Annotated in this window: 17 protein-coding genes, 5 pseudogenes and 1 CRISPR repeat array; of the genes and pseudogenes, 9 read left to right on the top strand and 13 right to left on the bottom strand. The window is 69.1% G+C overall.

The features are described 5' to 3' along the window. The first annotated feature begins 507 nt into the window (after nucleotides 1-507). Nucleotides 508-684 carry a hypothetical protein gene (locus ACWD5D_RS43825; RefSeq protein ID WP_451378353.1) on the top strand — a complete coding sequence of 59 codons (177 nt, stop codon included), beginning with the start codon at nucleotides 508-510 and terminating at the stop codon, nucleotides 682-684. Beyond that, nucleotides 681-1511 (top strand): DciA family protein, encoded by an 831-nt coding sequence (locus ACWD5D_RS43820; RefSeq protein ID WP_451378352.1) that lies wholly within the window; start codon nucleotides 681-683, stop codon nucleotides 1509-1511. The genes ACWD5D_RS43825 and ACWD5D_RS43820 overlap by 4 nt, the downstream gene beginning before the upstream one ends. 762 nt (nucleotides 1512-2273) lie before the next feature. Beyond that, nucleotides 2274-2851: a CRISPR direct-repeat array (repeat unit 29 nt; unit sequence CGGCTCACCTCCGCCTGCGCGGAGAGGAC). Between the two features lie 84 nt (nucleotides 2852-2935). On the opposite strand, the gene ACWD5D_RS43815 is transcribed toward ACWD5D_RS43820, so the two are convergent. From ACWD5D_RS43815 to ACWD5D_RS43805, 3 genes are all read right to left on the bottom strand, one after another. Further along, nucleotides 2936-3922, bottom strand: a complete 987-nt coding sequence (locus tag ACWD5D_RS43815) for a transposase (RefSeq protein ID WP_451378351.1) — start codon at nucleotides 3920-3922, stop codon at nucleotides 2936-2938. A gap of 16 nt (nucleotides 3923-3938) precedes the next feature. Further along, the gene (ltrA, locus tag ACWD5D_RS43810) at nucleotides 3939-5333 is read right to left on the bottom strand and encodes a group II intron reverse transcriptase/maturase (RefSeq protein WP_451378350.1); all 1395 of its coding nucleotides are present in this window, start codon (nucleotides 5331-5333) and stop codon (nucleotides 3939-3941) included. A gap of 591 nt (nucleotides 5334-5924) precedes the next feature. Then, entirely contained in the window at nucleotides 5925-6716 is a 792-nt protein-coding gene (locus ACWD5D_RS43805; RefSeq protein ID WP_451378349.1) for an ISL3 family transposase, read from the bottom strand. 107 nt (nucleotides 6717-6823) lie between these two features. Here ACWD5D_RS43805 and ACWD5D_RS43800 point away from each other — a divergent pair, with 107 nt between their 5' ends. Then, complete coding sequence (locus ACWD5D_RS43800; protein ID WP_451378354.1) at nucleotides 6824-6961, top strand: hypothetical protein; 138 nt, start codon at nucleotides 6824-6826, stop codon at nucleotides 6959-6961. A gap of 357 nt (nucleotides 6962-7318) precedes the next feature. Continuing rightward, complete coding sequence (locus ACWD5D_RS43795; RefSeq protein WP_451378348.1) at nucleotides 7319-8128, top strand: TIGR02391 family protein; 810 nt, start codon at nucleotides 7319-7321, stop codon at nucleotides 8126-8128. Nucleotides 8129-9155: 1027 nt separating this feature from the next. On the opposite strand, the pseudogene ACWD5D_RS43790 reads toward ACWD5D_RS43795, so the two are convergent. The 3 genes and pseudogenes from ACWD5D_RS43790 to ACWD5D_RS43780 form a co-directional block, all read right to left on the bottom strand. Next, a pseudogene (locus tag ACWD5D_RS43790) lies at nucleotides 9156-9553 on the bottom strand (transposase); the annotation flags it as partial. Between the two features lie 231 nt (nucleotides 9554-9784). Beyond that, a pseudogene (locus tag ACWD5D_RS43785) lies at nucleotides 9785-10009 on the bottom strand (aminoglycoside phosphotransferase family protein); the annotation flags it as partial. A 208-nt stretch (nucleotides 10010-10217) separates the two neighbouring features. Then, entirely contained in the window at nucleotides 10218-13703 is a 3486-nt protein-coding gene (locus ACWD5D_RS43780) for a phosphodiester glycosidase family protein (RefSeq protein ID WP_451378347.1), read from the bottom strand. Between the two features lie 177 nt (nucleotides 13704-13880). Between ACWD5D_RS43780 and ACWD5D_RS43775 the strand changes: the two are divergent. Further along, nucleotides 13881-14084, top strand: a pseudogene (locus tag ACWD5D_RS43775) (benzoate/H(+) symporter BenE family transporter); the annotation flags it as partial. Here ACWD5D_RS43775 and ACWD5D_RS43770 read toward each other — a convergent pair. After that, complete coding sequence (locus ACWD5D_RS43770; protein ID WP_451378346.1) at nucleotides 14044-14772, bottom strand: type 1 glutamine amidotransferase; 729 nt, start codon at nucleotides 14770-14772, stop codon at nucleotides 14044-14046. The pseudogene ACWD5D_RS43775 and the gene ACWD5D_RS43770 overlap by 41 nt on opposite strands. Then, the gene (locus tag ACWD5D_RS43765; RefSeq protein ID WP_451378345.1) at nucleotides 14769-15311 is read right to left on the bottom strand and encodes a hypothetical protein; all 543 of its coding nucleotides are present in this window, start codon (nucleotides 15309-15311) and stop codon (nucleotides 14769-14771) included. The genes ACWD5D_RS43770 and ACWD5D_RS43765 overlap by 4 nt, the downstream gene beginning before the upstream one ends. A 767-nt stretch (nucleotides 15312-16078) precedes the next feature. On the opposite strand from ACWD5D_RS43765, the pseudogene ACWD5D_RS43760 reads away from it, so the two are divergent. After that, a pseudogene (locus ACWD5D_RS43760) lies at nucleotides 16079-16762 on the top strand (DUF2637 domain-containing protein); the annotation flags it as partial. A gap of 1221 nt (nucleotides 16763-17983) precedes the next feature. Continuing rightward, nucleotides 17984-18259, top strand: a complete 276-nt coding sequence (locus ACWD5D_RS43755) for a hypothetical protein (RefSeq protein WP_451378344.1) — start codon at nucleotides 17984-17986, stop codon at nucleotides 18257-18259. A 341-nt stretch (nucleotides 18260-18600) separates the two neighbouring features. Here ACWD5D_RS43755 and ACWD5D_RS43750 read toward each other — a convergent pair whose 3' ends face one another. From ACWD5D_RS43750 to ACWD5D_RS43735, 4 genes are all read right to left on the bottom strand, one after another. Continuing rightward, the gene (locus ACWD5D_RS43750; protein WP_451378343.1) at nucleotides 18601-21267 is read right to left on the bottom strand and encodes a TOTE conflict system archaeo-eukaryotic primase domain-containing protein; all 2667 of its coding nucleotides are present in this window, start codon (nucleotides 21265-21267) and stop codon (nucleotides 18601-18603) included. 81 nt (nucleotides 21268-21348) lie between these two features. Then, entirely contained in the window at nucleotides 21349-22422 is a 1074-nt protein-coding gene (locus ACWD5D_RS43745) for a transposase (RefSeq protein WP_451378342.1), read from the bottom strand. A gap of 130 nt (nucleotides 22423-22552) precedes the next feature. After that, on the bottom strand, nucleotides 22553-23260 hold the full coding sequence (locus tag ACWD5D_RS43740) for a hypothetical protein (protein WP_451378341.1): 708 nt from the start codon (nucleotides 23258-23260) through the stop codon (nucleotides 22553-22555). A gap of 50 nt (nucleotides 23261-23310) precedes the next feature. Continuing rightward, the gene (locus ACWD5D_RS43735; protein WP_451378340.1) at nucleotides 23311-23508 is read right to left on the bottom strand and encodes a hypothetical protein; all 198 of its coding nucleotides are present in this window, start codon (nucleotides 23506-23508) and stop codon (nucleotides 23311-23313) included. A gap of 233 nt (nucleotides 23509-23741) precedes the next feature. On the opposite strand from ACWD5D_RS43735, the gene ACWD5D_RS43730 reads away from it, so the two are divergent. Next, nucleotides 23742-24182 carry a hypothetical protein gene (locus ACWD5D_RS43730; protein WP_451378339.1) on the top strand — a complete coding sequence of 147 codons (441 nt, stop codon included), beginning with the start codon at nucleotides 23742-23744 and terminating at the stop codon, nucleotides 24180-24182. Next, nucleotides 24179-24853, top strand: coding sequence for a nucleotidyl transferase AbiEii/AbiGii toxin family protein (locus ACWD5D_RS43725; RefSeq protein ID WP_451378338.1), 675 nt, complete (start codon nucleotides 24179-24181; stop codon nucleotides 24851-24853). The genes ACWD5D_RS43730 and ACWD5D_RS43725 overlap by 4 nt, the downstream gene beginning before the upstream one ends. A gap of 153 nt (nucleotides 24854-25006) precedes the next feature. Here the strand turns inward: ACWD5D_RS43725 and ACWD5D_RS43720 are convergent. Then, nucleotides 25007-25314: pseudogene (locus tag ACWD5D_RS43720) on the bottom strand (hypothetical protein); the annotation flags it as partial.

Raw genomic sequence — 25314 nt, 5'->3', positions numbered from 1 at the left:
AGCTACCTCGCCGGCCTCCACCTGCGCGCCTCGATGATCTGGATCAAAGACCTCACCCGAACCGCAGATTGATCACGACTCGATACGCGCCCTAGTGCGCCGTGGGGCGTCAGATGGCGGGGCGGAGCTGGTTCGGGCTCTCGCGTCCGCCGGGGGCTCGGATGACGACGAGGCACGGTTCGGCCTGCTCCTCGCGAGCCGCGGCGCATACCAGGTAGCCGACAATGGGGCCGTAGGTGAAGTGGTCGACATCGGCGACTGACCTGATCCAGGTCCCCGAGGTCCGCAAGGGTAGGGCCCTGGCGTTGCTGGTTGGAAGGGGTCGCCCTGGCCCAGGCGGTGATCCGTTCGTCAATCGTCTGCACGCGCGCCTATAGCTCTTCCGCTTCTTCTCCCTGGCTCGGCTTGTATGACACCCACGTGCCTGGGCGCTCAGTCTGACCACGTTCTCCCAAAGGGCCATGGCGGAGCCAGTCGACGAGAACCTTCAGGTCCACCCGCGAGCAGGTGCTGGACTGGCGCAACCGCGCCGCCGCCGACCACCAGATCGTCCACGACCACATCGCCCGGTACGGCGAGCACTCCGCACAGCGCCTGTTCACCCGGGCGTTCGTCGCGACCGTACAGCGCCTCGCATGCCTCGGTCATCTGGACCTCGGCTACACGCCGTGGGGGCAGGCGTGAGCGGCAGTGAGATGTCCGGCATCGACATGGCCCGGGCCGCGCTGCGGGCCGCGATGGAGGCGGCGCGCAAGAACGGCGGCGGCCAGAAGGCGAAGTCGAAGCCGCGAGTCGTCCGTACGGTGCGCCGCGACGGGCGCAAGCCGATGGGCCTCGGGGCGGCGATCGGCGCGCTGGTCACCGAGCGCGCATGGGAGCTCCCGGCTGCCGGCGCGACGCTGCGGGAGCGGTGGGCGGCCATCGCCCCGGAGCTCGCCGGGCACGTCGCCGCCGTGTCGTACGACGCCGACTCGGGCCGACTGACCGTGTGCCCGGAGTCGTCGGCCTGGGCGACGAAGGCACGCCTGGAGCAGACCCGGATCATCGCGGCCGCCAACGAGTCGGCCGGCCGCATGGTCGTCCGCGCCCTGCGGATCCTCGCGCCCGGCTCAGTGTCCGCGCCCGACCTGGGCGACGTTGCCCCGCAGTCTGCGGCCGCGCCGCCGAGGCCGGTGAAGACCAGGGAGTTGGCGTCCGCGGGATACCGCCAAGCGCTCGCTGCGCACCAGGCCGTCGCGCCCGCGCGGCGGGTGGACTCTGGCATCGCGGAGGCAGTCGAGCGGCAGACCAGGGCGATGCGCGCGCTGAACCGCCGCGCGTTCCCGGGGCCGGAGGTGTCCTCGGAGGAGCGGCTGGCCCCGCTCGATACGGTCCGCGTCCAGCGCCGCCGAGAAGCCGAGGCCACCCGCGCCCTGGCACTGCGGCGGGCCCGTGCCGAGCGAGCGGCCCGGCAGGACAGCACCGCGGCGGGACAACTCGAGAGCGCGGTGGAGCTGGAGCGCACAGCCTGACCAGAAGGCTGCCCGGGCTGTTGCTGCTGGGTCAGGCGACCAGGGCCTGAGGGCTGCTGCCGAATGCAAGGATCGAGGCCAGGTGGCCGCGAAGGTCAAGGAGACTGACGACGATGGCGAAGAAGCGCAAGAAGGACCGCAAGGCGCCCCGGAAACGAGCGTCCGTTCCAGCCCAGCCCGCAGCCCTGGAGCTGGTGGACTGGGACGGCGCCCCGGGGGAGGACACCGACCTGCTCGATGCCCTTTCCGGGACGGCTGCACGAAGGTCGTCGTCAGCGGCAAGAGCGGCGACCTGGGCGCGGACGTCGTGGGTTACCTGGCCGACGGCCGCAAGCTGGTCGTCCAATGCAAAAAAGTATGCGCCGCACCGGAGCGTGTCCTCGCAGGACATGCAGAAGTTCGTCGGCACCGCCCGTCTCGAATACGCCGCGGACGTCGCGTTGTTCGTCACCATCTGCCGCACGTTCACGAAGGCCGCACTGCGTCTGGCGCTGCGCCAGGACATAGTGGCCCTGCACCGCGACCTGCTGGGCTCCTGGGGCAAAGGCACTCATCTGGAAACCCTGATTCCGCTGAACGGCAGCGGCAGCGCCCCTCCGCCTGACCGTGACACCCGGTGCGGAGAGGACGCGCCGGCGTCGTGCGGGACCACCTTCAGATTCGGCTCACCTCCGCCTGTGTCGGTAACGGCTGAATTTCACCCGTTACCGACAGCCTGCGCGGAGAGGACGGCTGCGTCGGAGTGGTCGAGGAGGGTGGCGACGGCTCACCTCCGCCTGCGCGGAGAGGACCTCCTTCCACGTCGAAGTCGCCCCTCATCAGGCGGCTCACCTCCGCCTGCACGGAGAGGACCTGCAAGCAACCGAGCCGGTGTACTGGAACGCCGGCTCACCTCCGCCTGCGCGGAGAGGACGTGGTGGAGCTGCGAACTCCCTGCCGGGCCGTCGGCTCACCTCCGCCTGCGCGGAGAGGACACGATGACCAGGGCGCCCGCCGGGATGCGGTACGGCTCACCTCCGCCTGCGCGGAGAGGACTTGCACGGGGTGTCCCTCACCGTGGCGTACCGCGGCTCACCTCCGCCTGCGCGGAGAGGACTTGCACGGGGTGTCCCTCACCGTGGCGTACCGCGGCTCACCTCCGCCTGCGCGGAGAGAACTTGACGAACTCCAGCGGAAGATACGTGTTGAACGGCTCACCTCCGCTTGCGCGGAGAGGACTCGCGGACCAGCCGGTGCCCGTTCGCCTGGTACGGCTCACCTCCGCCTGCGCGGAGAGGACGTCCGCAGTTGGCACGGCTTGTGCGCCGCGGCCGGCTCACCTCCGCCTGCGCGGAGAGGACTGTCGGCAACGGCTGAATTTGGGTTCTGGATCACTTTTGGTGCAGGACTGACGGACGGTCACCGTCACGGGGTGTCCGGCACGGTCAGCGGCTGAGGAGGACGCGCTTGCGCAGGAGGTCCACGCCGGCCCGGCCGAACATCTGCCGCTTCAGCATCTTGATCCGGTTCACCTGCCCCTCCACCGCGCCCGAACTGAACGGCAGCGTCAACCCCGCCGTCACCGCCTCAAGATCAGACCTGATCCCCACCACAAACGACTGCAACTCGGGCAGGTCGGTCGCGTGGGCCTCGGTGAGCCACTTGGGGAGGTGGTGACCGGTGCGGTCGCGCATCATCTCGGCGAAGGAGCGGACATGTTCGGCGGCGGTGCTGAGCGGGGGACAGCGGGCGAGGATGCTCTTGATCTTGACGGTTTCCTCGGAGGTGAGGCTGTCGGGGTGCTTGGTGATCCAGCCCGTCACGTCCCGAACCGAGGGCGGCTTGGGTGCGCGGCCTGCTGGGTTCAGTCCCGATCGAAGCGGGCGCAGGTACTCGCGGACGATCGTGCACTGGCCCCGGAATCCGGCGGACCTGATCTCCTCGAACAGTGTCCGGGCGTTGGTGCAGCCTTCCTGCCAGCGCTGATGCAGGTAGGGCTTGAAGGGGTCCAGGATGCTGGGGAGGTTCTGCCACTTTCCTGTGCTGAGTTCTTCGTGGGTGGCGGCGCGGGCGAACCTGCGCACGGTGTTGCGAGCCAAGCCCAGTTCCTGGGCGATAGCACGCTGGCTGTGTCCCTGGTCGAGCAGGTCGTGGACTGCTCGGTGGCGCTCGCGGGTGCGGTCCGCGTAACGGTGAGCGGACCCTGCCACCTTGCCCGCCCGGGCGGCGCTCTCCAGTTCGGCGACCACGGCTGATGTGGCGGCCTCGGTCGGGACCTGGACGGGTTCGCGCAGGTCGGAGGAGTGGCGGGTGACGCATTTATCGACGGCTTCGCAGAGGTTGATGGGTCGGACCGGGGCGCCCTGCCGGGATTGCTCCCGGTGGGTTTCCCCGGCCCGCCCGCCGAACCCGGCGTGCCCGTCTCCGAGCACCGGGCTCTCCACGAGATCATGCCGTTGAGGTCGGGCCGGTCACGGTGTCCGGCCAAGGGGTGGGGATGCTGTTGCCCCGGTAGCGATACCGAGTGATCGGCACTTTGCCGAGGTGGAACAGTCTGATCCCCTCCAACTTGAGGTCTTTCCAGTGTCCTTGCGGAGTTCGGAACCATCGCCGGATGGACTTCCAGTTCGTGCGGTGCCTGTGCATTACCCAGCGGATGACCCGCCACCATACAAAGGTGTGCAGGGTCTGCATGGTGTGCTTGGCGACCGCGTGTCGGAAGTAGTTGGCCCAGCCGCGCAGGATCCGGTTGATCTGGATCAGCGCGATCTTGTAGTCGAGATGTGACAGCTTCTGGGTCAGTTGCTTGATCTTCCGTTTCAACGAAGCGACCGGCTTGTCGGCGATGAACGTGTAGACGTGCCACTTGTCCGTTCCGCGCTTGCGCATCCAGACGATGCGAAAGCCCAGGAAGTCGAACCCGTCAGCAAGGTGGACGATCCGGGTCTTGGCCGGTGACAGCACGAGACCCATCGGCGCCAGAACCGAACTCACCTGTTCGCGAAGGTCTTCGACGTGCTCCCTGGTGCCGTGGACCATGATGACGAAGTCGTCCGCGTAGCGGACCAGTCGCCAGGTCGGCAGGCCCCGGTGCCGTCGGCGTTCGCGATCCCTCCGGCTTGCCATCGCGGTTGCCCACTGCTCGGCGGCGAAGTCGTCGAGCACGGACAGTGCGATGTTGGCCAGCAGGGGTGAGAGGATGCCTCCTTGCGGAGTCCCGGAGGTGGTCTCGTTCCGTTCGCCGAACTCACTCATGATCCCGGCTTTCAGGAACGCCTTCACCAACGCCAGCACCCGCTTGTCCTTCACCCGCACCCGCACTCGGTCCATCAGGGCCGCGTGGTCGATGCGGTCGAAGCACGCCTCGATATCCGCGTCCAGCACCCAGCGATAACCCTGGGAGCCGAACAGATGAATCTCGGCGATCGCGTCGTGCGCACGCCGGTTGGGCCGGAAACCGTACGAGCACGGACGGAAGTCCGCCTCGAAGATCGGCTCCAGGACCAGCTTCAGCGCCGCCTGCACCACCCGGTCCGCAATGGTCGGAATCCCCAGCCGGCGCAGTTTCCCGCCCGACTTGGGGATCATCCGCTCACGCACCGGCACGGGCCGAAAGGCCCCTGCTCTCAGCCGCGTGCGGATGTGGTCCAGATACGCTTCCACCCCGGCCGCGCGTACATGGTCAGCGCGCACGCCGTCCACGCCCGGCGTCCGGGCTCCGGTGTTGCCCGCGACCCGTTCGAATGCCATCACCAGGACGGCCGGGTCGCAGACGAAGTTGAACACATCGTCGAACCGGAAGCCGTGATCGGCTACCGCCCAACGGTGCAGCTTGATCTGCATTCTCCGTACCCGTAGCTCAGCGACATCGGCCACCGGCCACACGACCGGGGTATCCACCCCGGATTCTCCGGACATTGCAGTACCTCCCTTGCGATCTCGCTGCCGCCCTTCCCCATGTGCCGGGCTCTCCCCGGCTCGGAGTACTACGGCGGCTCCGCCCCTCCCACGGTCTGTTCGGCAGACGGTGTGCCCAGCCCAACTCATCCGAACTGGTGGCCCGGACGACGGGCGGGACCGAGGAGGTTCCCGTGTTCACTGATTGATCGATCGTCGGAGTAGGCACCCGGCTATACCCCCGCGGCCTCGCCACGGTTACCCCGCAGCACTTCACCGTGGCCTCCCGGGCCGACTGGCAGATACAGCCCGGGAGTTGCCGCCTTCTGCAAAGAGGCGAGCATGCACCGCAACCAGCCCAGATCCGCCAGGTTCGAGCTGATGTCACCTTAGGAGGCTTCAAACACCGGTTCCTCACGTATACCTCTCCGTCTCGCTTGCCGGACCCGCACCATCTGACGGTTCTGACACGTCCCGGCTTCGTCGGGGCCGCTTGCCACCCTCCCCAGCACCTCCCGGATCAGGCTGCCCCCAGCTTCACCGCCCTGCTGCGCCAGGACGGCGGCGAAGGTCTCCCACCTCCACTCGATCAATCAGCGCCTCACGGCGCACGTGCCACAGGTGCCACCTGTCGGCGACCTGGACCGCGGCGGGTGCGCCGAGTCGGGAGCCTTCGGCGTAGGCGCTGGCTCGGTCGCGGCAGATGACCTCCACGCCGGGATGGTTGACCAGCCACCGGGTCAAGGTGGCTGCTTCCCGATCCGGGAGTATGTCCACGGGTCGGCGCGTCTCGACGTCGATCAGGATGGTTCCGTAGACATGCCCCTTGCGCAGGGCGAAGTCGTCGACCCCCAGCACCCGGGGTGTGGATATCTGTGGGTCGGGCAGCGCCCGGAGCAGTCGCAGCAGGGTGGAGCGGCTGACTGGGGTGTCGAGTGCTTCGGCCAGCCGGGCCCCGGCTCTGCCCGCGAGCATCAGAGCGATGGCCTGCAAGATCGTGTGCAGGCGAGTGCTTCGGCGCCCGTGGCGGAAGGTCAGGCCGGCGATCTGCTCGACGAAGGTGGTGCGTGGGCACCAGGCGGTCGCGCAGCGGAACCGCCGGACCCGCAGCCGCACGACGACACGGCGGCCACCCACCGCCGCGTCCGTGAGCCGGCGTTCGTAGCCGCTGTGGACCCGCAGCGACAGCGCGCCGCAGGTCGAACACCCCGCCCCGGTCGCGCAAGCCCGTGCCACTACCCGCACTTCGTCCCCGACGAGTTGGACGTCTTGCACCAGCAGGCCGTCCAGGTCCGGGAAAAGCACGTCTTCCACGATCACGTCGCTCATGGCCGCTGATCGTCACACCGGCTGGGACCCCCAGTCGGCCAGAGACCGAAAGTGATCACACGAGGTTGCAGTCGTTTGTGGTGGGGATCAGGTCTGATCTTGAGGCGGTGACGGCGGGACTGACGCTGCCGTTCAGTTCGGGCGCGGTGGAGGGGCAGGTGAACCGGATCAAGATGCTGAAGCGGCAGATGTTCGGCCGGGCCGGCGTGGACCTCCTGCGCAAGCGCGTCCTCCTCAGCCGCTGACCGTGCCGGACACCCCGTGACGGTGACCGTCCGTCAGTCCTGCACCAAAAGTGATCCAGAACCTCGTTTCACCCGTTGCCGAAAGTCAGTGCCGCGCGAGTCGAAGACCCTTGTCCGCAGACCGAGGCGCGTGGGTGCCTATTGGTCGGGAATCTGGCAGGCGCGTGCTGCCGCACGATGAGGCTATCCCATGTTGCGGCCGCTTTCGCCCATGTCTCCTGGCTGGAGTGAAGGAGGAAGGGACGGGTAGGGCGGCGCGGGATGCGGCCGGGGAGAGATTGGGGCGCGCTCAGCCGGTTGCGAGTCGGCCAGTGCCACCCGCCCATCGCGCCGCGTTGGCGTGACACGATCCACGGCATGGACGCTTCCCGGAACCCCGAGTACCTCCGTAAGACGGCTGAGGCCGTGACTGAGTTCAAAGACGCTTTCAAGGCATTCATGGAGCTCCACACAGAGACGAAGGACGCCGGCTTCGGGCGTGGCCTGCTCCCTGCTGCAGTCGCCCGGGATGGCGTGTCGCCTGAAGAGCTCCAGGCCGCCACGGACCGGGTGGCACGCGCAGCCGGCCGCGCATCAGCGGCCCCCGGCCTGACTGGGATGTACATAGGCGTCACCGGCTTTCCCAAGCCCGTGGACCCGATCGCAGCCTGGAGGACTGTCACCACGCCGAAGCCGCTGCTCGAACCGGGCGACGTGCTGGACTCGGCGGAGCAGATCCTGGGCCGACTGGAGGCGCTGACGGACAAGGCGGAGGCTGAGCTCCCTCCGACCACTGGAGTCGAGGCGATGCACCCGACGATCTGGGGAGCCGCTCGGAGGCTGTGGCTCGACGGCCACTTCCGTCTCGCCGTCCAAAGCGCCGCAGAAACCCTCGTATCCCAGCTCAAGACCCGCACCCAACTTGCCAACATGGACGCCACCAACGTCTACGAGAGGGTCTTCGCCTCAAAGGACCCAGTACTGAAGTGGCCCGGCGATCCGAGCGACCGTACGGTCAGCTCGATGCAGAACGGCCTGGCCAAGTACGCGCCTGGTCTCAACATGACCGTCCGGAACACGGCCACCCACATGGCTTCCGAGGAGATGACCGCTCAGCAGGCACTGGAACGCCTCGCTGCACTGAGTCTCCTCGCGCACTGGATCGACGAGTGCGAAGGCCCGGTCTGACCGTGGTGCGACGCGGGCCCGGCTGGTGCCGAAGCGGACCTCGACCGACTGCGGGGAGCGGACCCATCCGAGCCACACGATGTGATCCCAGTCGGCACGACCTACTCGGAGCCGGGCGGCGGCCTGCGCCGGTCCGAGCGGGGTGTCGGCGGCGACCAGGTCCTCGCGACAGCAGACCTCCGCCCACACCAGCCCCATGACCAGCGAAATCAGGTTGAACAACGCTCAATGAGGGTGCTGTTGATCAGGCCGTGAGTATGAGCCGGTCGTGGTAGCACGCCTGGTGGTTGCGGGTGAACTCCTGTTGTTCGTGTCAGGCCCAGTAGGCTTCGAAGTCGCCGTTGGCGCGGACGGCGCGCAGTTTGAGTACGGCTTCAGCGCCCGCCAGGCCCCAGCGGGCGCCGGTGATGTCCAGGCGGTCTTTGACCAGGTGACAGCATGCTCCCTTGATGATCCCGGTGGCGATCGGCCAGCCGCGTTCCAGGGCGGTGCCGTAGCGCAGGTGTTCGCCCTTGTCGGTCAGGTAGTTCACGGTCTCGTCGATGCCCTTGCGTTTGGCGCCGCGCAGTCGTGCGGTGCGGGCGACCGCATCGAGCGCGGCGGCGGTCTGCTGCACGCCACCGGCCAGGAGGGTACGGGCCTGGCGGGCGACCCAGGTCTCGGCGGAGGCGTCACCGCTGTCGTGCAGGCACCAAGCCGCTCGCCACAAGTATTCGAGCACGTGGATCAGGTCGACGATGATGTGGATGTCCGCGCCGCGCTTGTCTGCTTCGGCCTTGATGAGGTCGATCTGATGGCGGGCCCCGTCGACCAGGATGACCCAGGGCCAGCGGTGGGCGGGGCCGCGGCGGGTGGCCTGGTCGAACACCGCGGCCACCACCTCGGCGGCGGTGTCGTGCACCGAGCCGCACCCACTTCGATCTGGCCTTCGGCCCGGGGCTGCGCTCGAGTGGCACGGTATGGACGGCGTCATGCCGCTCGGGGCGCGGCGATGACGTCGTCTGGCATTACTGACTTCGGCGTGTTTGGGGCCGTCCCGTCTATCGAGAGCGAGCCCCGTTCCGGTGAGGAATCCGCCGAGGACGCCATGCCGGTACTGCAGTGCCTTGAGCCGACTGCGGAGCAGAGTCTCCAACTCGCCCAGGGTGCGGGCAGCCAGGTTGGCCAGGCTCCGCTTGATGTGCGCCCACAGGCCCTCGACTGGGTTGAGGTCGGGCGCATACCCGGGCAGCAGGACCACTGTCAGCCAGTCCCGCTCGGCAACGAGTGCCTTCATCGTCTTGGAGATGTGGGTGCTCAGCCGGTCCCACACCACGATCAGCGGGGCCTTCAGCAGTTGGTGGGCACGTCCAACAGGCGGATGTAGTCCGTCTCGCCCTGCGAGCGACGCTCGCCCTTGCGGCCGGTGTGTCGGCGTAGCCGGTACCGCATGCCTCCGACGTACCAGCCCCGACGGACCGCGTCACCCGTCCCGACACAGATCCAGACCCCCAAACGCCGAAGTCAGTATGTTACGCAGCCCACTCCCGGTCGAGGTGCGCTACCTGTTTGTTCCGCATGTGGAACGGGGGAGTGGTCATCAGCTCCTCTGCCGTCGGACGATTCTGCCCGCGGCACCGCGTCCACACCCGCCGGTTCTGGCCGGCACCTCACGTTCTACGGGTGTTCGGTGAGCAATTCCGCGAGGCGGTCGGCGAATTCGGTGAGTCGGTGCAGCCGTGGTTCGCTGCGGGCGATACGAAAACCGTGGCGGCGGCCCCAGAAGGCGGCCTGGACGGCGTGGAACTGGGCCCACCGCTGGACGCGTTCACGGTCGAGTTCCGCGGCCTCGGTGAAGACGTCCAGGACGCGGTGGACGGCCTTGTACAGGTCATCGGTTTCGAGCTCTGGGTGACTGTCCGCAGGCATCAGGCTGGTGGATCTGGGCTGAACGGTGCGCGGGTCCTTGACCACCTGTCTGACCGGGACCGAACGGACGAATCCGCCGATGGTCCGCGAGGCCGCCGGTGCGTTCACGGTGTGCCGGGTGTGCGGGTTGGTGGGAAGGGGCCGGGAGACGGCCGGCTTGGGTCGTCTCCCGGCCGGGGGATCAGCCGAGCTTGATGGTCGCGGTGGCCGTCAGTCCACCGGAGGTCACCTTGACGGTAACTGTGCCGGCCCGCACGGCCGTCAGCGTTGCGGACTCCGTGTCCAGGACGGCCTGCGTGTTCGGCTCCCGCCCGGCGGACTTCACCTCGGGCGCCGACCGCACGACGACGCCGTCGCTGCCTTCCCAGGTGACGCTCGCCGGGAAGCGCAGCGGGAAGCGGAGACCGAACTCGCTGGTGATGCCGGTCGCGAACAGCTCGACCGTCTTGCCCAGCGCGATCTGTGGCGGCGCGGACAGCTCGATGCCGTCGATCAGCGGCACGCTCTCGGCCTGCAGCCAGTTGCGTGTCTGCGGGCTGGGCTCGCCGGCCTTGACCCTGGCCGGCTCGGGGTCGACGGCGACGTGCATCCACCCGAAGAAGCCGCCCCGGTCGGGCGAGCTGTACGGAGTCTTGCCCACGGCCGGGGTGTTGACCTCCAGTACACCGTCTGTCCGGGTGACGGCCGCGGTGTGAGCGTGGCCGTTGAACAGCGCGATCGGCTTGCCCGACCGCTCCCGGAAGTCGGCGAGCCAGCGCTGGAGCAGCGCGGCCTCCAACTGGTCCGACAGCTGCGAGGCGCCGGACCCGGAGGGGTCGTGCAACGGGTGGTGGAAGGAGAGCACCACGCCTGTCACCGAGCGGTCGGTCGCCGCCTTCGCCAGCTCGGCCTGCAACAGCGGCACCTGGTCCCAGTCCGAGGTACGCATGTCGCCGGTGTGGGAGTCCAGCAGGATGAAGCGGGTGCCCTTGTGGTCGACGATCTGCTTGTTGGGACGGCCGGTCGCGGCAAGGAAGGCGTCGAGCCCACCGGTCGCGGACAGGCCTGCCTCGTGGTTGCCCGGCATCCAGTACGCCGGCAGGTCCGCCGGTACGTGGTCGCGCAGCAGCCCGTTGGCCAGATCGAAGTCCGCGGGGTTGTTGTTGTCGACGAAGTCGCCGTTGATGAGGATGAAGTCGGGCTTGCTCGCCACTGCTTGCCGCAGCGCGATCCCGGCCTGCCGGCCGGAGAAGGAGTCCAGCCCCGCGGCCGCGCTCACGTGCAGGTCGGACAGGACGGCGAAGGTCCATCGGCGGTCGGGCAGCCCGCCCTGGTCGACCACGTACGGGTCGCGGTGCGGCGGCTCGGAGCTGTCCGGCTGCTGGCCCACCTGCGCGGCGAGTCCGTCGAAGTCCAGCTGCCCCGCGTTCTTGTTGGTCTGCGAGGTCTCGGCGATGTAGAGGCGCGCCAGGGTCAGGGGCTCGGAGTAGCCGGCGGGGATGTCACCGACGACGCGGCGCCAGCCAGTCCAGTCCACGAGGAGGGTGAACGTGAACGGCACGTTCGTGGTGCCCTGCGAGGAGATCATCGCCCGCAGCCAGTGGTTGCGGCCGTCGCCGTTGACCCACAGTGCCAGCCGCCGGGTTCCCGCGGGCAGTGCGATCGGGCCGCCGCCGGCCACGGCGTACGCCGCCGAGGTGCTGGTCTGGCCGGTGAAGTCGTAGGCCAGCCGCAGTGCCTGGTTGTCAGCGGCGGCGCCGGGCCGGTCCGCGGCGGGTACGAACGCGACGGACGCGGTGCCTCTGGCGGCCAGGGCCGTCCACTTTTCCTTCGGCTCGAACTCGGCCAGGGGTACGTCGATCAGGCCGACCGTCACCGGGAGCTTCGCCGTCACCCCCTGCACGGTGGCCGTGATGCTCGCGGCCCGGCCGCCGGCGTCCGCACTGCCGGTGATCTGGAGACTGCCGTCGGAGCCGGCCGTCACCGTGAGCACGGTCTTGTCGTAGTCCAGCTTCACGTCGCGCGGCGCGACCGGGGCGTCGAACCCGTCGGCGTCGTAGCCGGTCAGGTGGACACGCGCGGTCGCTCCGGGGTCGATGGTGACCGCGCGCTGGGTGAACGCCAGCCGGTGCAGGTCGCCCAGCACCCGTATGTCGCGCTCGCCCTCGGTGGCACCGCTACGGGCGCGCAGCTTGCCCGTGCCGGGGCGGCCGGCGCGGAAGACGCTGTCGCGCACCTTGCCCAGAGAGCTGGGAAGGGCGCTCCACTTGACCGCGTCGTCGTGCAGCGCGACCGGTGCCCACGTCTCGTCGTAGCCGGCGGCCGCGAGGTCCAGCGTCAGGCCGGTGATCACGCGCTCGGCCCGCGGACGCACGTCGATGCCGCGCAGCTGGCCCGATCCCTTGGGACCGAACAGGCCGACGCCGTTGGGCACGGGCCGCTCGTTGCCGTCCGAGGGGGTGTTGACGACCTTGACGGCGGCGTCACCGGGGTGGCGCGCGACGATCTCGGTGGAGCCGCCGCCGTCGAGCATGAACGCCTCGGTGGCGCCCAGGCGCACCAGCAGCGTGGCCATGTGGTCGAAGCTTAGGCCGGCGGAGAAGTTGGCCGACCCGTCGACGGCGACCAGCAGCAGGCGGTGTCCGCCGTCCAGCCACGCGATGGCTGTCCGCGGCTTGGGCACGTCGTTGCCGCTGCTGGGCGGGAAGTCGATGGCGGTGCCGTTTTTGACCAGCACCGAGCCGCTGCCGAGCGCCATTGTCAATGTGGCAGGCGCGTCGGACTGCGGGGCGAACGCCACGTCGACGGCGTCGCCGGGCTTGGCGGCGGCGACCTGGGCCGCGGCGGCGCCCCGGCCCAGGACGATCAGGCCGCCCTCCGGTACGGGGGTGGCGGTGATCTGGTTGTTGACCGCGTTCACCGTGCCGCCCTGCACGACGAGTTCGGTGAACGGCCCGGCGTCCTGGATGAGCTTGCGGTCCGCCGTGCCCCACAGCGGGGTGAAGACGGCGATGCCGTCGGCGGGTATGGAGGCCGAGTTGAGGGCGGCCAGCGGCCGCTGAGTTCCGGCGATGGTGACCTTGCCGGTGAGGACGAGGTCGGCGAGTCGGGCGACCCGGTCGGCGCCGATGGCCGCGACCGTCGTGTGCTGATTCGTGCCCTTGCGAACCTGCCCGGCCTGGATCTCCGGGCCCTCGGCCGCGAAGGTCTCGGTGATGTCGAAGTAGTCGCCGTTTACGGCGGCGACGGCGTGCTGGGCGTTCGTCGACTCCGCCAGCGGACGGGCCTCGCTCACCTTGTCGGCGATCAGGTCCACGCCGACGGACTCGTTGCCCAGGTTGGCGTTGAGTACGTGCACCCGGGTCCATCCGGTACGCCCGAAGGTGTCGAAGGAGGTGAGCACGATCTCGGGCGCCACCGGGTAGTCGACCCTGCCGGCGACGACCGACTCGCCGGGCACGGTCAACTGGTACTGGGGCACGTGGAAGGCCGGGAAGTACGAGGGCGAAGCGGTGGGGGCGCCCGGCACGCTGCCGGGCGCACTGCTGGGCAGGGTGGCGGACTCGGTCCCCGGGTTTGCGTGGGCGGTCGCGGTCCCGCCGGTCGCTGCGAGTCCCGCAGCGACAGCACCGACGATGAGCCCGCGACGGGTGAGTCCCGCGACGCCGTTGTTCTGGTGGTCGTTCATGGGGGCCGACGCTAAAGGCTTTGGCCAACGCTTTGATGAACATAGGGGTGAGGGCGGGTTTCTGCGAGTACGTGTGAGTGCCCGGGCTGGACGTCGGTCAGAGAGGCCGGGTGCTCCGCCTCTGACGCAAAGGAGAACGCCCCGCCTTCTCGGCGAGCGCCGGGCTCTCCTCGCCAGGCGGCCGTCGTCACCTTCCTTGCCACTGCCTCCGGTGTGACGCTGCTCGGCATCGGTTCCGCGTTCTGGGGGCTACTCGCGGGAGTGCTCACCAGCGTCAACGCGTCAGTGGGACGGCGGCGCCGAGCGGCCGCATCCGCGCCCGCATCCGCCCCGCAGCCGGTCACGGCAGCCCCGCGCACAGCTGAGCGAACCTCCGCGTGAACATCGACCACGCCGAGACCGCCGCGCTTTCGGCGGCCACGGCCTCGGCGTGCAACCGGTCCCCGTCGAAGCCCTGCCGGGCCAGCTCCTCCCGGTCCCAACCGGCGATCCGCTCGGCCTCCGCCTCCGGGTGAAACTGCACACCCCAGGCCCGCCCCCCGACCCGGAACGCCTGGTAGGGGCAGGCTGCGCTGGACGCCAACCAGGAGGCACCCGGCGGGAGCTCGGTGATCGCGTCGACGTGCCGCTCGATCGCGGGAACCGTCGCGCCGAGCCCGTACAGCAGCGGATCGTCGGCGGCTTCGGGGCGCAGCCGGATCTGTGTGCTGCCGAACTCGGGCTGCCCGTGACGCGCCCGTACGCTGCCGCCCGCGATCTGTGCGAGCAACTGGCCGCCGAGGCAGATACCGAGGACGGGCGTGCTGTCGTCCAGCGCCTGCGCGACGAGGCGGCGGGTGGCCGGGAGCCAGGGCGCGCGCTCGTCGTCGTCCGGCAGGAAGCCACCGCCGAGCACGAGGAGCGGCCTGCCGTCGAGCGCCTGGGGCAGGGCCTCACCCTTGTAGGGACGCAGCATTTCGAGGCCGATTCCCTCCTCGCGCAGCCAGGCCCCGACCCGGCCGGGACCGCCGCTCCGGGTGTTCTGTACGACCACGGCGGTCGGCGGGCCCAGTGCATGCGAGGGCGTCATCGCCTCAGCTCCCCTGCTCGGCAGCTGCGTTCGCTGCGTTCATCTCTATCTTGATCAACGCAGCAGACCAGGGAGCGACGCGGCCGTCGGGGGCAGACGGGTCGGCCTGCGGGTCGTAGATGGTAAGCCAGGCGCCTGAGCTTGTCGCGCACCGGTTCGACCTGCCCGGGCTGGGTGCCTCTGCCGAGTTGGACGCTGACGTCCTTGGCCGGGACCGGCTCCGAGGCCGCGGCCACGATCTTCGTGATCGCCTGATAGTCGGCGGGCAGCGCGCTCTCGTCCATGTCCGGCTCGCGGTGCGGGACCAGCAGCATCCCGCCCGCACCCGGAGTCGTCGTCACCCGTTCCAACTCCTCAGCCACGGCCGGGTCGTCGGTCTGTCCGCTCCGCTCGGCCTCGATGAACTGCCCGATCACCACCTCTGCTGCCTCCAGCCGGGCCACCTCGGCATCGATCTCGGCGAGTTCCTTGCGCAGCCGTTCGGCGCGATCGGCCAGCACGACCCTTCGCTGCATCACCCAGACCAGCACATCCGCCACCAGCAGCCCCTTCCCACCCGGATCTTCTCGGAGCCTACGAGGCACTCCGGACCCGGCATCGCGATTCCGGTGAACCGGCAACGCGCCGGATGATCACCTGCTACCGATCACACCCCCGACCGGCACGAGCACCTCAGCCCCCGCCCACACCAGCCCCATGACCAGCGAAATCAGGTTGAACAACGCTCATTGCTGGGTGTCCTGTCTCAACGAAGTCAGTCGACGCCGAGCTGCTGACCAGGTGCGACTAACTTCGCTGAGACAGCCGCTCACGGGCAGGGCCCGGAACTCCGTCCCGACGACCTGCGTCGACTGGGTTCGTTGAGACGAATCGGCCGCCGACTCGGTTCGTTGAGACGGGACACTGGGCGTGGCCCGGCTACGGCACGGCATTGATCCGGGCCCACCCCGTTTTCCATGGAAACGCCATCACGGCGCGCCAATGCGAAACCTTCCTGGACACCACCGCCCGGCGAGGGCCGCCCGCCGATCGGCACCTTGTGCCCCAGACGGAAGCGCCACGTATTCCGACGGAATACTGCTGCGGCTACCACCCCAGCCCGCATGGGGGGCGTGCGGTGGGAGACGCAGCCACAAAGCGCGCATGGACCTACGAGACCAAGGCCGCAGTGGTCACTTTTCGTTGACGATCCGCAACAAGTGACCCGCGAAGCGTCACAACCTCACCCCCCCTCGTGGGAGTGTGAGAGCTGCTTAGTTGTGAGGCTTGGATAGGGGAGTGGGACGTGGCTGCGGGGAAGGGCGAGATGCCCCAGCTAACCCGAGCGCATCGGGTCCTGATCAGCGTGGTCGTCACTGGCGCCGTCGTCATCGCCGGTGTCGGCTTCGCGGGCTCGTACGCGGCCGTCCGCGAGTTGGCCATCCAGAAGGGCTTCGGGAACTTCTCCTACGTCTTCCCGATCGGCATCGACGCGGGCATCTGTGTCCTGCTCGCGTTGGACCTCCTCCTGACCTGGATCCGCATTCCGTTCCCGCTGCTACGCCAGACGGCCTGGCTGCTGACAGCGGCCACGATCGCCTTCAACGGCGCGGCGGCCTGGCCGGACCCGCTGGGCGTGGGCATGCACGCCGTGATCCCGGTCCTGTTCGTGGTTGCCGTCGAGGCCGCGCGGCACGCGATCGGCCGGATCGCCGACATCACCGCCGACAAGCACATGGAAGGCGTCCGTCTCACCCGCTGGCTCCTCTCGCCCGTGCCCACGTTCCTGCTTTGGCGCCGCATGAAGCTGTGGGAGCTGCGCTCCTACGAACAAGTAATCAAGCTGGAGCAGGAGCGTCTGGTCTACCAGTCCAGCCTCCGCTCCCGCTTCGGCCGAGCCTGGCGGCGCAAGGCCCCCGTCGAGGCGGTGATGCCCTTGCGGCTTGCCCGGTACGGCGTCCCGCTCGCCGAGACCGCGCTCGCCGGTCTCGCCGCAGCCGGCATCGAGGAGCCACCGATCCAGTTCACCGTTGAGCGGGTCACCGCAGCGGCCCAGGAGGAAGACGCCACCCTTGAGATCGTGCCACCGCAGGGGGAGGGTGCGGCCGAGCTGGAGAGCGCAGAGCCGGAGCTGGTCCAGGACCCCGTCCCAACCGCTGTGCCCGGGCAGCCGGACGAGCGGCAGGAATCGACCGAGGAAGCGGCCGATCGGTTCGCCGAGGCCTACCAGGTGTTCCTCGCCCAGTTCCAGGCCGAGCCGACCCCGACGCAGTGGGCCGTCTGGCTTCGGGACACCTATGGCATCTCCACGGGATCCGGCGATCCGCTCTCTGAGGACCAGTTGCAGCCCCTGCTCCAGGTCCTGCAGAAACGCTATGCGCTCGTTAGCCAAGAGCCCGCTGGCACCGACGGAGCGGAGCCAGCCGACCAGTGGTACGACTACTTCCACAGCGCCTGGCGCAACTACGCACAGGAATTCGGCACGTATCCGGATGCCGCCGCTCTTGCTGCGTACGTGTACGAGCGGGACGCCATCACTGGAGACGGCGGCCGGCCCATCACCGGCGAAGACCTGGCAGCCTTCGTTACGAGCTTTGAGGAGCGCGACTTCCGCAGCAGCGGACCGCCCGCCGGATCTGCAGCCGCCGACCCTGACGAGCAGGTTGCCGAAGAGGTCCCCCCGTCTGAAGAGGAACCCGAGGCGGCGCCCGCCGGTGGGGGCGCCCAGGCCGCCAGGGAGCAACGCGCCCCGCGCGTGAGCGCCGCCATCGATGCCCAGTCTCCGGACGAGGATGCCGTCGCGGGGGAGCCCGTCGCCCTCACCACCGTCGACCGCTACTGCCTGGCGTGGATGGAGTACCAGGCCGAGACCGGTGCCGAACCGGAGAAGGCCGAGCAGCTGTCCGAGTTCCTAGCCGGCAAAGGCCTCTACGGCCGTGGCGGGAAGCCGGTGAGCCCCTCCACCTTGCGGCGCTACCTGCTGCCGTTCCGGGTCTACAGCCTCTGGGCCGAGCACCGGGTGCGCAGTGACAAACCGTCCTTCGACGTCGTTGCGCAGGAGTGCGCAGCCCACGGGATCACTGCGCAGTACAACAAGCCCATCACCGCCGACTACATCGCTGAGAACGCCGCCGACTTCGAACGCCGCTGGCAGGCACTCATCCGCCACCACGCCGAAGCGCAGCAGTAAATCCGACACCGTGCACCGGCTGGGCACCCCGTTTTCCCCGTCATGTCCAGCAGGCTGCGCAATCAGAAGAAACACCAGGTCAGCACTGCATTGCGCAGCCGTGGAGTCGACCACCGGCGGGCCGTTCTGCACATTCACGGCAACGGGCTGAAGCTCGGGCTTACCCAGAACCTGGCCGCATGGGCCCTGGCGAGTACCTGGCGCGGCATGCCCCTGTACCCGCTGGCCGGTCCCATGGTCATCACGGGCCGAACCGCGAGCGGGGACATGGCGGCACTCGACAACGACCTTGCGCAGCACGCCAAGGCTGTTGCGTAGACCGTCCGCGACACGCTGTCCGAGTGGCGTGAACGCCCTCCGGCCTCCAACGAGGCAGCCATGAAGGAACTCCTGGCTTACGCAGCCCACGACGTCGCCTCCAGCGGGCAGTGACGCGCTGCACATCTGAGGAGCCAGCGGCTAGAGGGCCTTGCGTGTAGGGTCCGCGACTTTGTTGGCACTGGGTCCTGCGGAAACGCGGGAATCCGGGCGTGGTGAGCAGCGACGGTGTTGGTGGCTGGTGAGCAATCGGTGGCTCCTCCTCGGTCGAGTCGGTGACAGCGAGTGAGGTATATCCATCGTTTTGATGATCGCCGGTTTCGCCGGCCGGGGTTCACCGGCTATGCAGTGAGGTGGGTGTCCTGCCCGTTCGTAGCGGGATGGGTGGCGTGCCAGGCATCCCAGATCTCTACGCGGAGCCTGCCGCGCGGCGGTACGTCCATGCCCTGTTCGCGGGCCCAGGCCCGCACCTCGGCCACGGTCGGGGCCTGAACCGAGGCCATGCGTTGTGGTTGTTGGGCGGCGAGGCCAGGCGCGCGGGGCGGCGTGGGCGGGAGGCTCGATGGCACGGTGGGGGTGAAGCCGCGCCGTTGGAGGATGCGGCGGCGTTTGTGGTGCATGCGTTCCAGCAGGGGGACGTCGGAGTCGAGGTAGTCGTGGGCCTCGACGTGGGACTTGCGTTCTTCGGTGTTGCGCATGATCCGGCCGACCTGCTGGATGACGCGTCCCTTGAACGAGATGGGGCTGGTGAGGAAGAGGGTGTCGAGGCGCGGTGCGTCGAAGCCTTCGCCGGCGAGTTTGTCGATCGCCAGCAGCGCCAAGGGCTCTTGGTGTTCCTCGGCCAGGGCGGCACGTACTCGGGTGCGCTCGGTCGGCGGCATGCCGCCATGCAGGACGAGCGGGGTGATGCCGTGTGGTTGGAGGGCTTTGGCGAGCTGGTGGAGGTGTTCGACGCGGTTGGTCAGGGCCAGACTGTACCGGCCGCGCCGGGTGGCGTTGGCGATGTCTGCTGCGATCAGCTGGTTGCGGGCGTCGTGGTGGGCGAGTTCGTTGTAGATAGCCTGGATCGAAGCGCCGTCGGTGCCCGGTTCGTCGGTGGTGAAGGTGGTGGGGTGCACGATGAGGTGCTTGGCGAAGGTGCTGGCGTCGTCGATCTCGTGGCGGATCGGGCCGCACTGCATCGTGATCACCGGGTCCATCTGGTCCGCTCGGTAGGGGGTGGCGGACAGGCCGACCCATCGCGGCGCCTTTGCTCTGCGGATCGCGGCTTCGGCGCCGGGCGCCCCCACGGCGTGACACTCGTCCACGATGACCAGTCCGTAGCCGTCGAGCAGGTCGTCGGGGGCGTCGCGGTGGGACAGCGTCTGCAGCATGATCAGGTCGACGGCGTGGCCGCGACGGTCCTTGCCCCCGCCGAGCGAGCCGACGTGCCCGTCGCCGAGGTCCAGGAAGCCGGCCAGCCGTTCCTGCCACTGGGTCAGCAGCTCCGCCCGGTTGACGATCACCGCGGTCGGGGTGCGGTGGCGGGCGATCAGGGCGCAGGCCATGACGGTCTTGCCGGAGCCGGGCGGCGCGACCAAGGTGCCCACCTGGTGCTCGGTCATCGCCTCCACGGCCGCCTGCTGGGTGGCGGTCAGCTCTCCGGTGAAGTGAGCGGTGATAGGCGGGGGTTCGGGCAGGTCGCTGGCGACGGTGAGGGTGCCACCAGCGGTGGCGATGAGCTGGGCGGCCTCGTCTGCCAGGCCGCGGGGAAGCTTGAGCCAGTCAGGATCGGAGGCGTCGAAGCAGCAGACGAGGCGCGGGGTGTTGAAGGTGGAGAAGCGCTGGTTCTGCTTGCGGTAGAACTCCGGGTTGTGGAACGAGGCCGCGTGCTTGAGCGCGGCCAGCAGTTGCGGCGGCAGCCCGGCCGTGGAGATCGCCAGCATCGCCGAGATCCGGGCCTGAACGCGCGCGGGCGCCTTGCCGAGGGTCTTGCGGCGGGGCTTGGGCCCCAGCTCCGGGGCGGTCGGGGAAGGCCCGGCCTTGACCGGGCCGAGCTTGCCTGCGAGCGACTCGACGTCGGCCTGAGACAGCCGCTCGGTGTGCGAGAGATGGGCGAACTGGTCCGGATACGGCTGCCAGGTGTCGGGGTCCACGAAGACGGTGGTGCCTTTGGCCCGGGAGACACCGTGGAGGGGTAGTGCGATCAGGTTGCCGAACCGGAAGCTGCCCCTGGCCTTGGCCGGCAGGAAGTCCTGCGCGGGGAAGAGCCGGTCGTAGCTGGACAGTGCCATACGCCCACGGGTATCGATCGCCCTACGCAGCAGTGCCATGCCCAGTGCGCGGGCGGTGGCTGCGGCGACCGGGTCGGTGAAGAACGTCCAGGCATGCGCCCCCTTTCCAGAGCGGGAGATCTCGAGCAGGGCGGGGACGCGCGCCTCCTGGCAGGCGGCGATGTAGGCGGTGGCGTCGGCGCGCCAGTCGCTGCCGTCCTTGCCGTCGAAGTCGCACGTCAACACGCGGCAGGTATCGTCGGCCAGCAGCGGATACAGGCCGATGTGCAGCTCGCTGCGCCCCTGCCGGGTCGGGTCGAGGTGGCGGTAGATGGTCTCGTCGGTCAGCGGCCAGAAAACCCGATCTTCTTCGGCCTTGTTCTTGTCGAACGGGTTGTCCTCGGCCGGACTCCAGCCGGTCCGGCCGGACTTGGCGCTGACCCACCGCTTTGCGTAGACGTCCTCGCGGCCTGCGAACAGGACCCTGAAGAGGGCGATCTTCGCTTCGGCGCTGGAGGTGGCATTCGCATACGGCAGCCCACCGGCCCCGGCTGGTGGCGGTGCCGGGACGGGCTCGGGAACAGGCGGCATGCCGGCAGGTACGGTCTGGATGTCTCGGTCAAGGAGGCTGCACAGCCGGGCGTTGTCAGCTCTCAGTCGGGCGATCTCCTCGTGTAGCTCTGCGTTCTCCTCCAGCGCCACGCCGAGGCGGATGCGCAACTCGTCGGGATCGAAGCAGTCGGACCAATCCTCCACGTTCCCATGATCCAGACTACGCGTGCGTCACGCAGCGAAAGCTGTCAGGTTTCCCTCTCCCGGCGCCCCTGTTACAGGGGGTTACTGGGATTTCGGACGGATCTTGTCGGTGATGCGGAGGATCTCGGTGGCCTTGCGGAGGAAGTCGTGTCCGCGTGGGGTGGGCGCGAGGGGGGCGGCGGAGCGGTCGATGATCTGGAATCCGGCAGCCTTTTCGATCTTTGTGATGCGCTGTCTGAGGGCGCCGTCGCGAATGCCGTAGATGGCGCGTGCGGCGGCGGCGATGCTGGGGTGGCCGGGGACTTGGACGATGGTTTGCAGCCGGTCGAGTGCGGTGGGGGATGCGGTCACCGGGCGACGTGCGTGGTCGTGAACGCGCCGGTCGCCGCGAGTTCGGCGGGCGCGCCCAGCCTGGCGCCCTTGAGGCGGGGCGGCCGCGCTTCTTGGTCGGCGGCGGCGCGAGGTCGAACAGCACGGCGCTGGCCGGCAGCCGGGTGGTGAGGGTGATCGTCTCGGGCAGGTAGCGCAGGCCCTGCCGTGGTAGGCGGCGTTCGCCACCACGTGCAGGGGCCGGTTCAGGCACACGGCCAGCAGTTTTACCATCGACGCGGCGAGTTCGACCTTCGACGGTCCGGTCTTCGGCTGCCACAGCCGGGCCATCACCGGCAGGCACACCGGCCGGGTGAGGAACGGCAGTTCCACGACGATCCCGACCACCACGAAGCACGTTCCGCGCCCGACCGGCTTCGGGCCCCTGGCGGCGCCGTCGTGCTGCCACGCGGCACCGAACACCTTCTTCCCGCTCCGCTTGAACAAGGTGTCGTCAACCGTGACCGTGATCGCCGCGCCCTGCGGCAGCAGCGTTCTGACGATCAGATGGGCCAGCAGGATCCCCAGGTTGTCGACGTTCCAGCGCGTCCGGGAGAAGAAGGCATGGGCCCGGTCGTGCGGCCAGGCGCGGGCCAGGCCCGCCCAGGTCAGCATCCCGGTCACCGTGCTGGCCCCGGCCTGCGCGACCAGCCCAGTCACCATCGCGGTGAACGTCGTGAACCCCGGCGCGGTGAACACGCGCAGCTTCCCCAGCACCGCCAGCAGCGACGCCGGCACCATCGGACTCGCGGGCATCGGCTTCCCCTCCCCGGGCGCGGTCGCCACAACGCCGACGCTCCCGCCCGCCGCGGGCGCGAACAGTCGGCCTGTCACCCGGCCGGGTAGGAACTGCTGTTCGGCTCCCGCGCCCCGACCACTACCAGCGCGGTCCGAACAAGCGACGCCGCCGCGACGGCTACTCGGGGAAGGCGACCTCGAAGTGGAAACCGTCGTCGCCGACCGCGCGCCGCAGCGTCCGCAACACCGCCTCGGGATCGTCGTAGGGGCCGTTGACGAAGAAGGGCTTGCCGTCCCGGCCAAAGCCGATCGGGCTGGGGTCCGCAGGTTCGCCAAGCAGCACGGCGGCCTCCGTGAACTCCTCAGCGAGCTCCCCATCGGGTTCGAACCCGAAGCCGCGCGCGTAGGCGGCGGCCCCGAACACCAGAGCGCGGGCGAGGTCGGCCGGAACCTGCACATGCCCCTCGTAGGCGCTGAAGTAGAGCCCCCGGTGCCTGGCCAGCCGACTCTCACTCATCGGCTCCGGGGCGAGCGCGTTCTTCACCCCCAGACACCACACGTCCAGCAGGAACCCCGCGACCTGCGCCTTCGTGGAGCGCGTGCTGTCCGCGGCGACGAGTACCGCGACCAGGCCGCGCACCTCCTCCGCGTCGGAAGCCCCGGGATCAAGGCTCGCCCACTGCGGCGCACTCTCGAGATCCACACTGCGGCTCCAGCCGGCGTTCACCCAGCAACGCGGCTCGCCGCGACCCGGCCCCGAGGCCGCGACGCCATTCAGCACCCCGACAACGTCTCCGGCGCTCATCCCCAGCGCCCTGGCGATCGCCTTCACCGACCGACCCTGCTGATCAAGGAGCCGCACCCGCGCAATAAGCAACTCATCCACAGCCGCACCCTACGGCCGACGCCAAGCACCCAGGAGCCGAACGCCAGCAGTCACACCCACCCGAGCGACCCTGCGAAAACTGCGAAAGTCGAGTTCGTAGAGGTCACGGAGTTCTTCTGGGAGCTGCTGGAGGTGCTCGGCGCCGTCAGCGCCAGGCTGCACTGGCCGCGCCAGGCGGCGTCGGCGATGTCCGCGGCGATCAGCTGGTTGCGGGCATCATGGTGGGCGAGTCCATTGTGGATGGCCACCTGGCCCGCGCCCGCGGGGCTCTACGGGACGATCCCCGGCTCGTCCACGCCGCCGTCGAGGTGGAGCCCCGCCGCCCATTGCACGAGGACGAGTTCTGGTGTTCACGCTGTCGCGGATTTACTGAGTGATGCTGGCATAGCCGGTCCCGGCGCCTGGCCGGGAACCCGCTTGTTCCGGACGCCGACTCGCACATCGTGACCGCGCCGCACGTTGGGACCGCCATAATGGAGGCATGCCTTCCAGCCCACAGCACGCCGAAGCTGCGCCGACGGACCTCTCGGGCATCGATGCTCAGGACCTGGCGTTGTACCGGGAGAAGTTCCGGCGCCGTCTGCCGGATTCGCTGGCGGAACTTCGGGGTCCCGCCGACGGGGTCGTGGAGCCTCCAGCCACCGTTGTCTGGTCGGGACTGCGCGCCTTCGACCTCGGCAACGAACGTCAGCGCATGAGCCTGTACCGTACCGTCCTCGCCGAAGGCATGCGTGAGGACCTGTGCAGCCTGCTCGACCGCGACACCCTCCTGCAGCTGTGGCCCACACTCCGCAGCCTGGTGTCGACCACGGTCTGCGGCGTGTGGGAAGAGGCGTTCCCGGAGCTGCGGGCTCTGGCCGGCATTTCGGCCGCCCGGCCGCCCGCCCGACGGCGCGCACACCGGGGTGCGTCGGCCGCGTGAGACTCCCCGCGCTGCACGCCCGCCTGCTGGCGGACGTCCTGGTCATCGGCTCCCCCTACCCCTTGGTGATCACCGGTGGCTACGCCGTCCAGGCCCACGAACTCCTCTCACGCCCGAGCCAGGACCGCGATGTCGCCACCGAGAATCCCGCGCCGATGGACGAGATCGTCCGTACCCTCGCCGACGGGCTCACCGCACGCGGCTGGCACATCGAAGTGATCGAGATCGCCCCGCTCTCCGCACGCCTCAACGCCACGGACCTCCGTTCTGAGAGCGGGGACACGTGCGAGGTGGACATTCTCAAGGAAGTCTTCTCCAGGCCGATTGCCGCGAGCGCCTACGGACCGGTGCTTGCGGAGGAGGACGTCGTCGGCACGAAGGTCCGCGCACTCGCTGAGCGAGGCCTGGCCCGCGACGCTCTGGACGTCTTCGCCGCCTCACGCCGCTGGACCACCACCGACCTTGAGGACTTCGGCCGCCGCCACGCCCGCGATCGCTTCGACCTCGAGTCCCTGCAGTCCCGCCTGACCGGCCTCGTCTGGATCGACGACGCTGAATTTGAGGCATACGGTGCGAGCCCCGGACTGATCGACGCCCTGCTGTCCTGGGCTCAGGAGTGGGCGGACGACCTCGGCCGCCGTCTGCTGCGCGACGAGAATCTGGGCGAGTAGGACCGGGACCGGACGGAACCCCCTGGCGTCGCTGGGGCCGCTCCCACAGCTCCTACCAGGACGGCAACTACTGATCGTAGCCACTGCTCATGATCACCTGGAAATGCTCAGCCCCTGCTCATGATCACGCGGAAGTTCACGAATCCGCGGAACCTACATGCTCAGAGCCGGGCCGGAGCCATGGAGGAGATCGTTGATCAGCTGCTCGGTCTCCAATTCAAGGGACGCATCCAGTGACCTGTTGACCTGCTGCACCCGAGTGATGGCGGTGTGCAGCCCGGAGCGGTTTCCGTGCGCAGCCTCAAGACGCATCCAGTCCCGGTACAACAGCTCCGCCGTGTCGTCGACGTCGAGACCGGTCGCGACGACCGAGGACCAGCGCGTCGCGCTCATCCTGTCCTGGCTGACGGGGACACCGACCGGCGTCGTGATCCTCAACGACCGCACGACTCCCGAGTGGA

This window comes from Streptomyces sp. NPDC002520 (assembly GCF_053595235.1).
The sequence above is the reverse complement of the archived record's forward strand: the minus strand, read 5'-3'. Positions and strand labels throughout refer to the sequence as shown.

Excerpts from the sequence above, each read along its gene's own strand:
- ACWD5D_RS43770 (WP_451378346.1), bottom strand. The coding sequence starts at position 14,772 with ATGACGCCCTCGCATGCACTGGGCCCGCCGACCGCCGTGGTCGTACAG.
- ACWD5D_RS43805 (WP_451378349.1), bottom strand. The coding sequence starts at position 6,716 with ATGAGCGACGTGATCGTGGAAGACGTGCTTTTCCCGGACCTGGACGGC.
- ACWD5D_RS43795 (WP_451378348.1), top strand. The coding sequence starts at position 7,319 with ATGGACGCTTCCCGGAACCCCGAGTACCTCCGTAAGACGGCTGAGGCC.
- ACWD5D_RS43755 (WP_451378344.1), top strand. The coding sequence starts at position 17,984 with ATGTCCAGCAGGCTGCGCAATCAGAAGAAACACCAGGTCAGCACTGCA.
- ltrA (WP_451378350.1), bottom strand. The coding sequence starts at position 5,333 with ATGCAGATCAAGCTGCACCGTTGGGCGGTAGCCGATCACGGCTTCCGG.
- ACWD5D_RS43730 (WP_451378339.1), top strand. The coding sequence starts at position 23,742 with ATGCCTTCCAGCCCACAGCACGCCGAAGCTGCGCCGACGGACCTCTCG.
- ACWD5D_RS43780 (WP_451378347.1), bottom strand. The coding sequence starts at position 13,703 with ATGAACGACCACCAGAACAACGGCGTCGCGGGACTCACCCGTCGCGGG.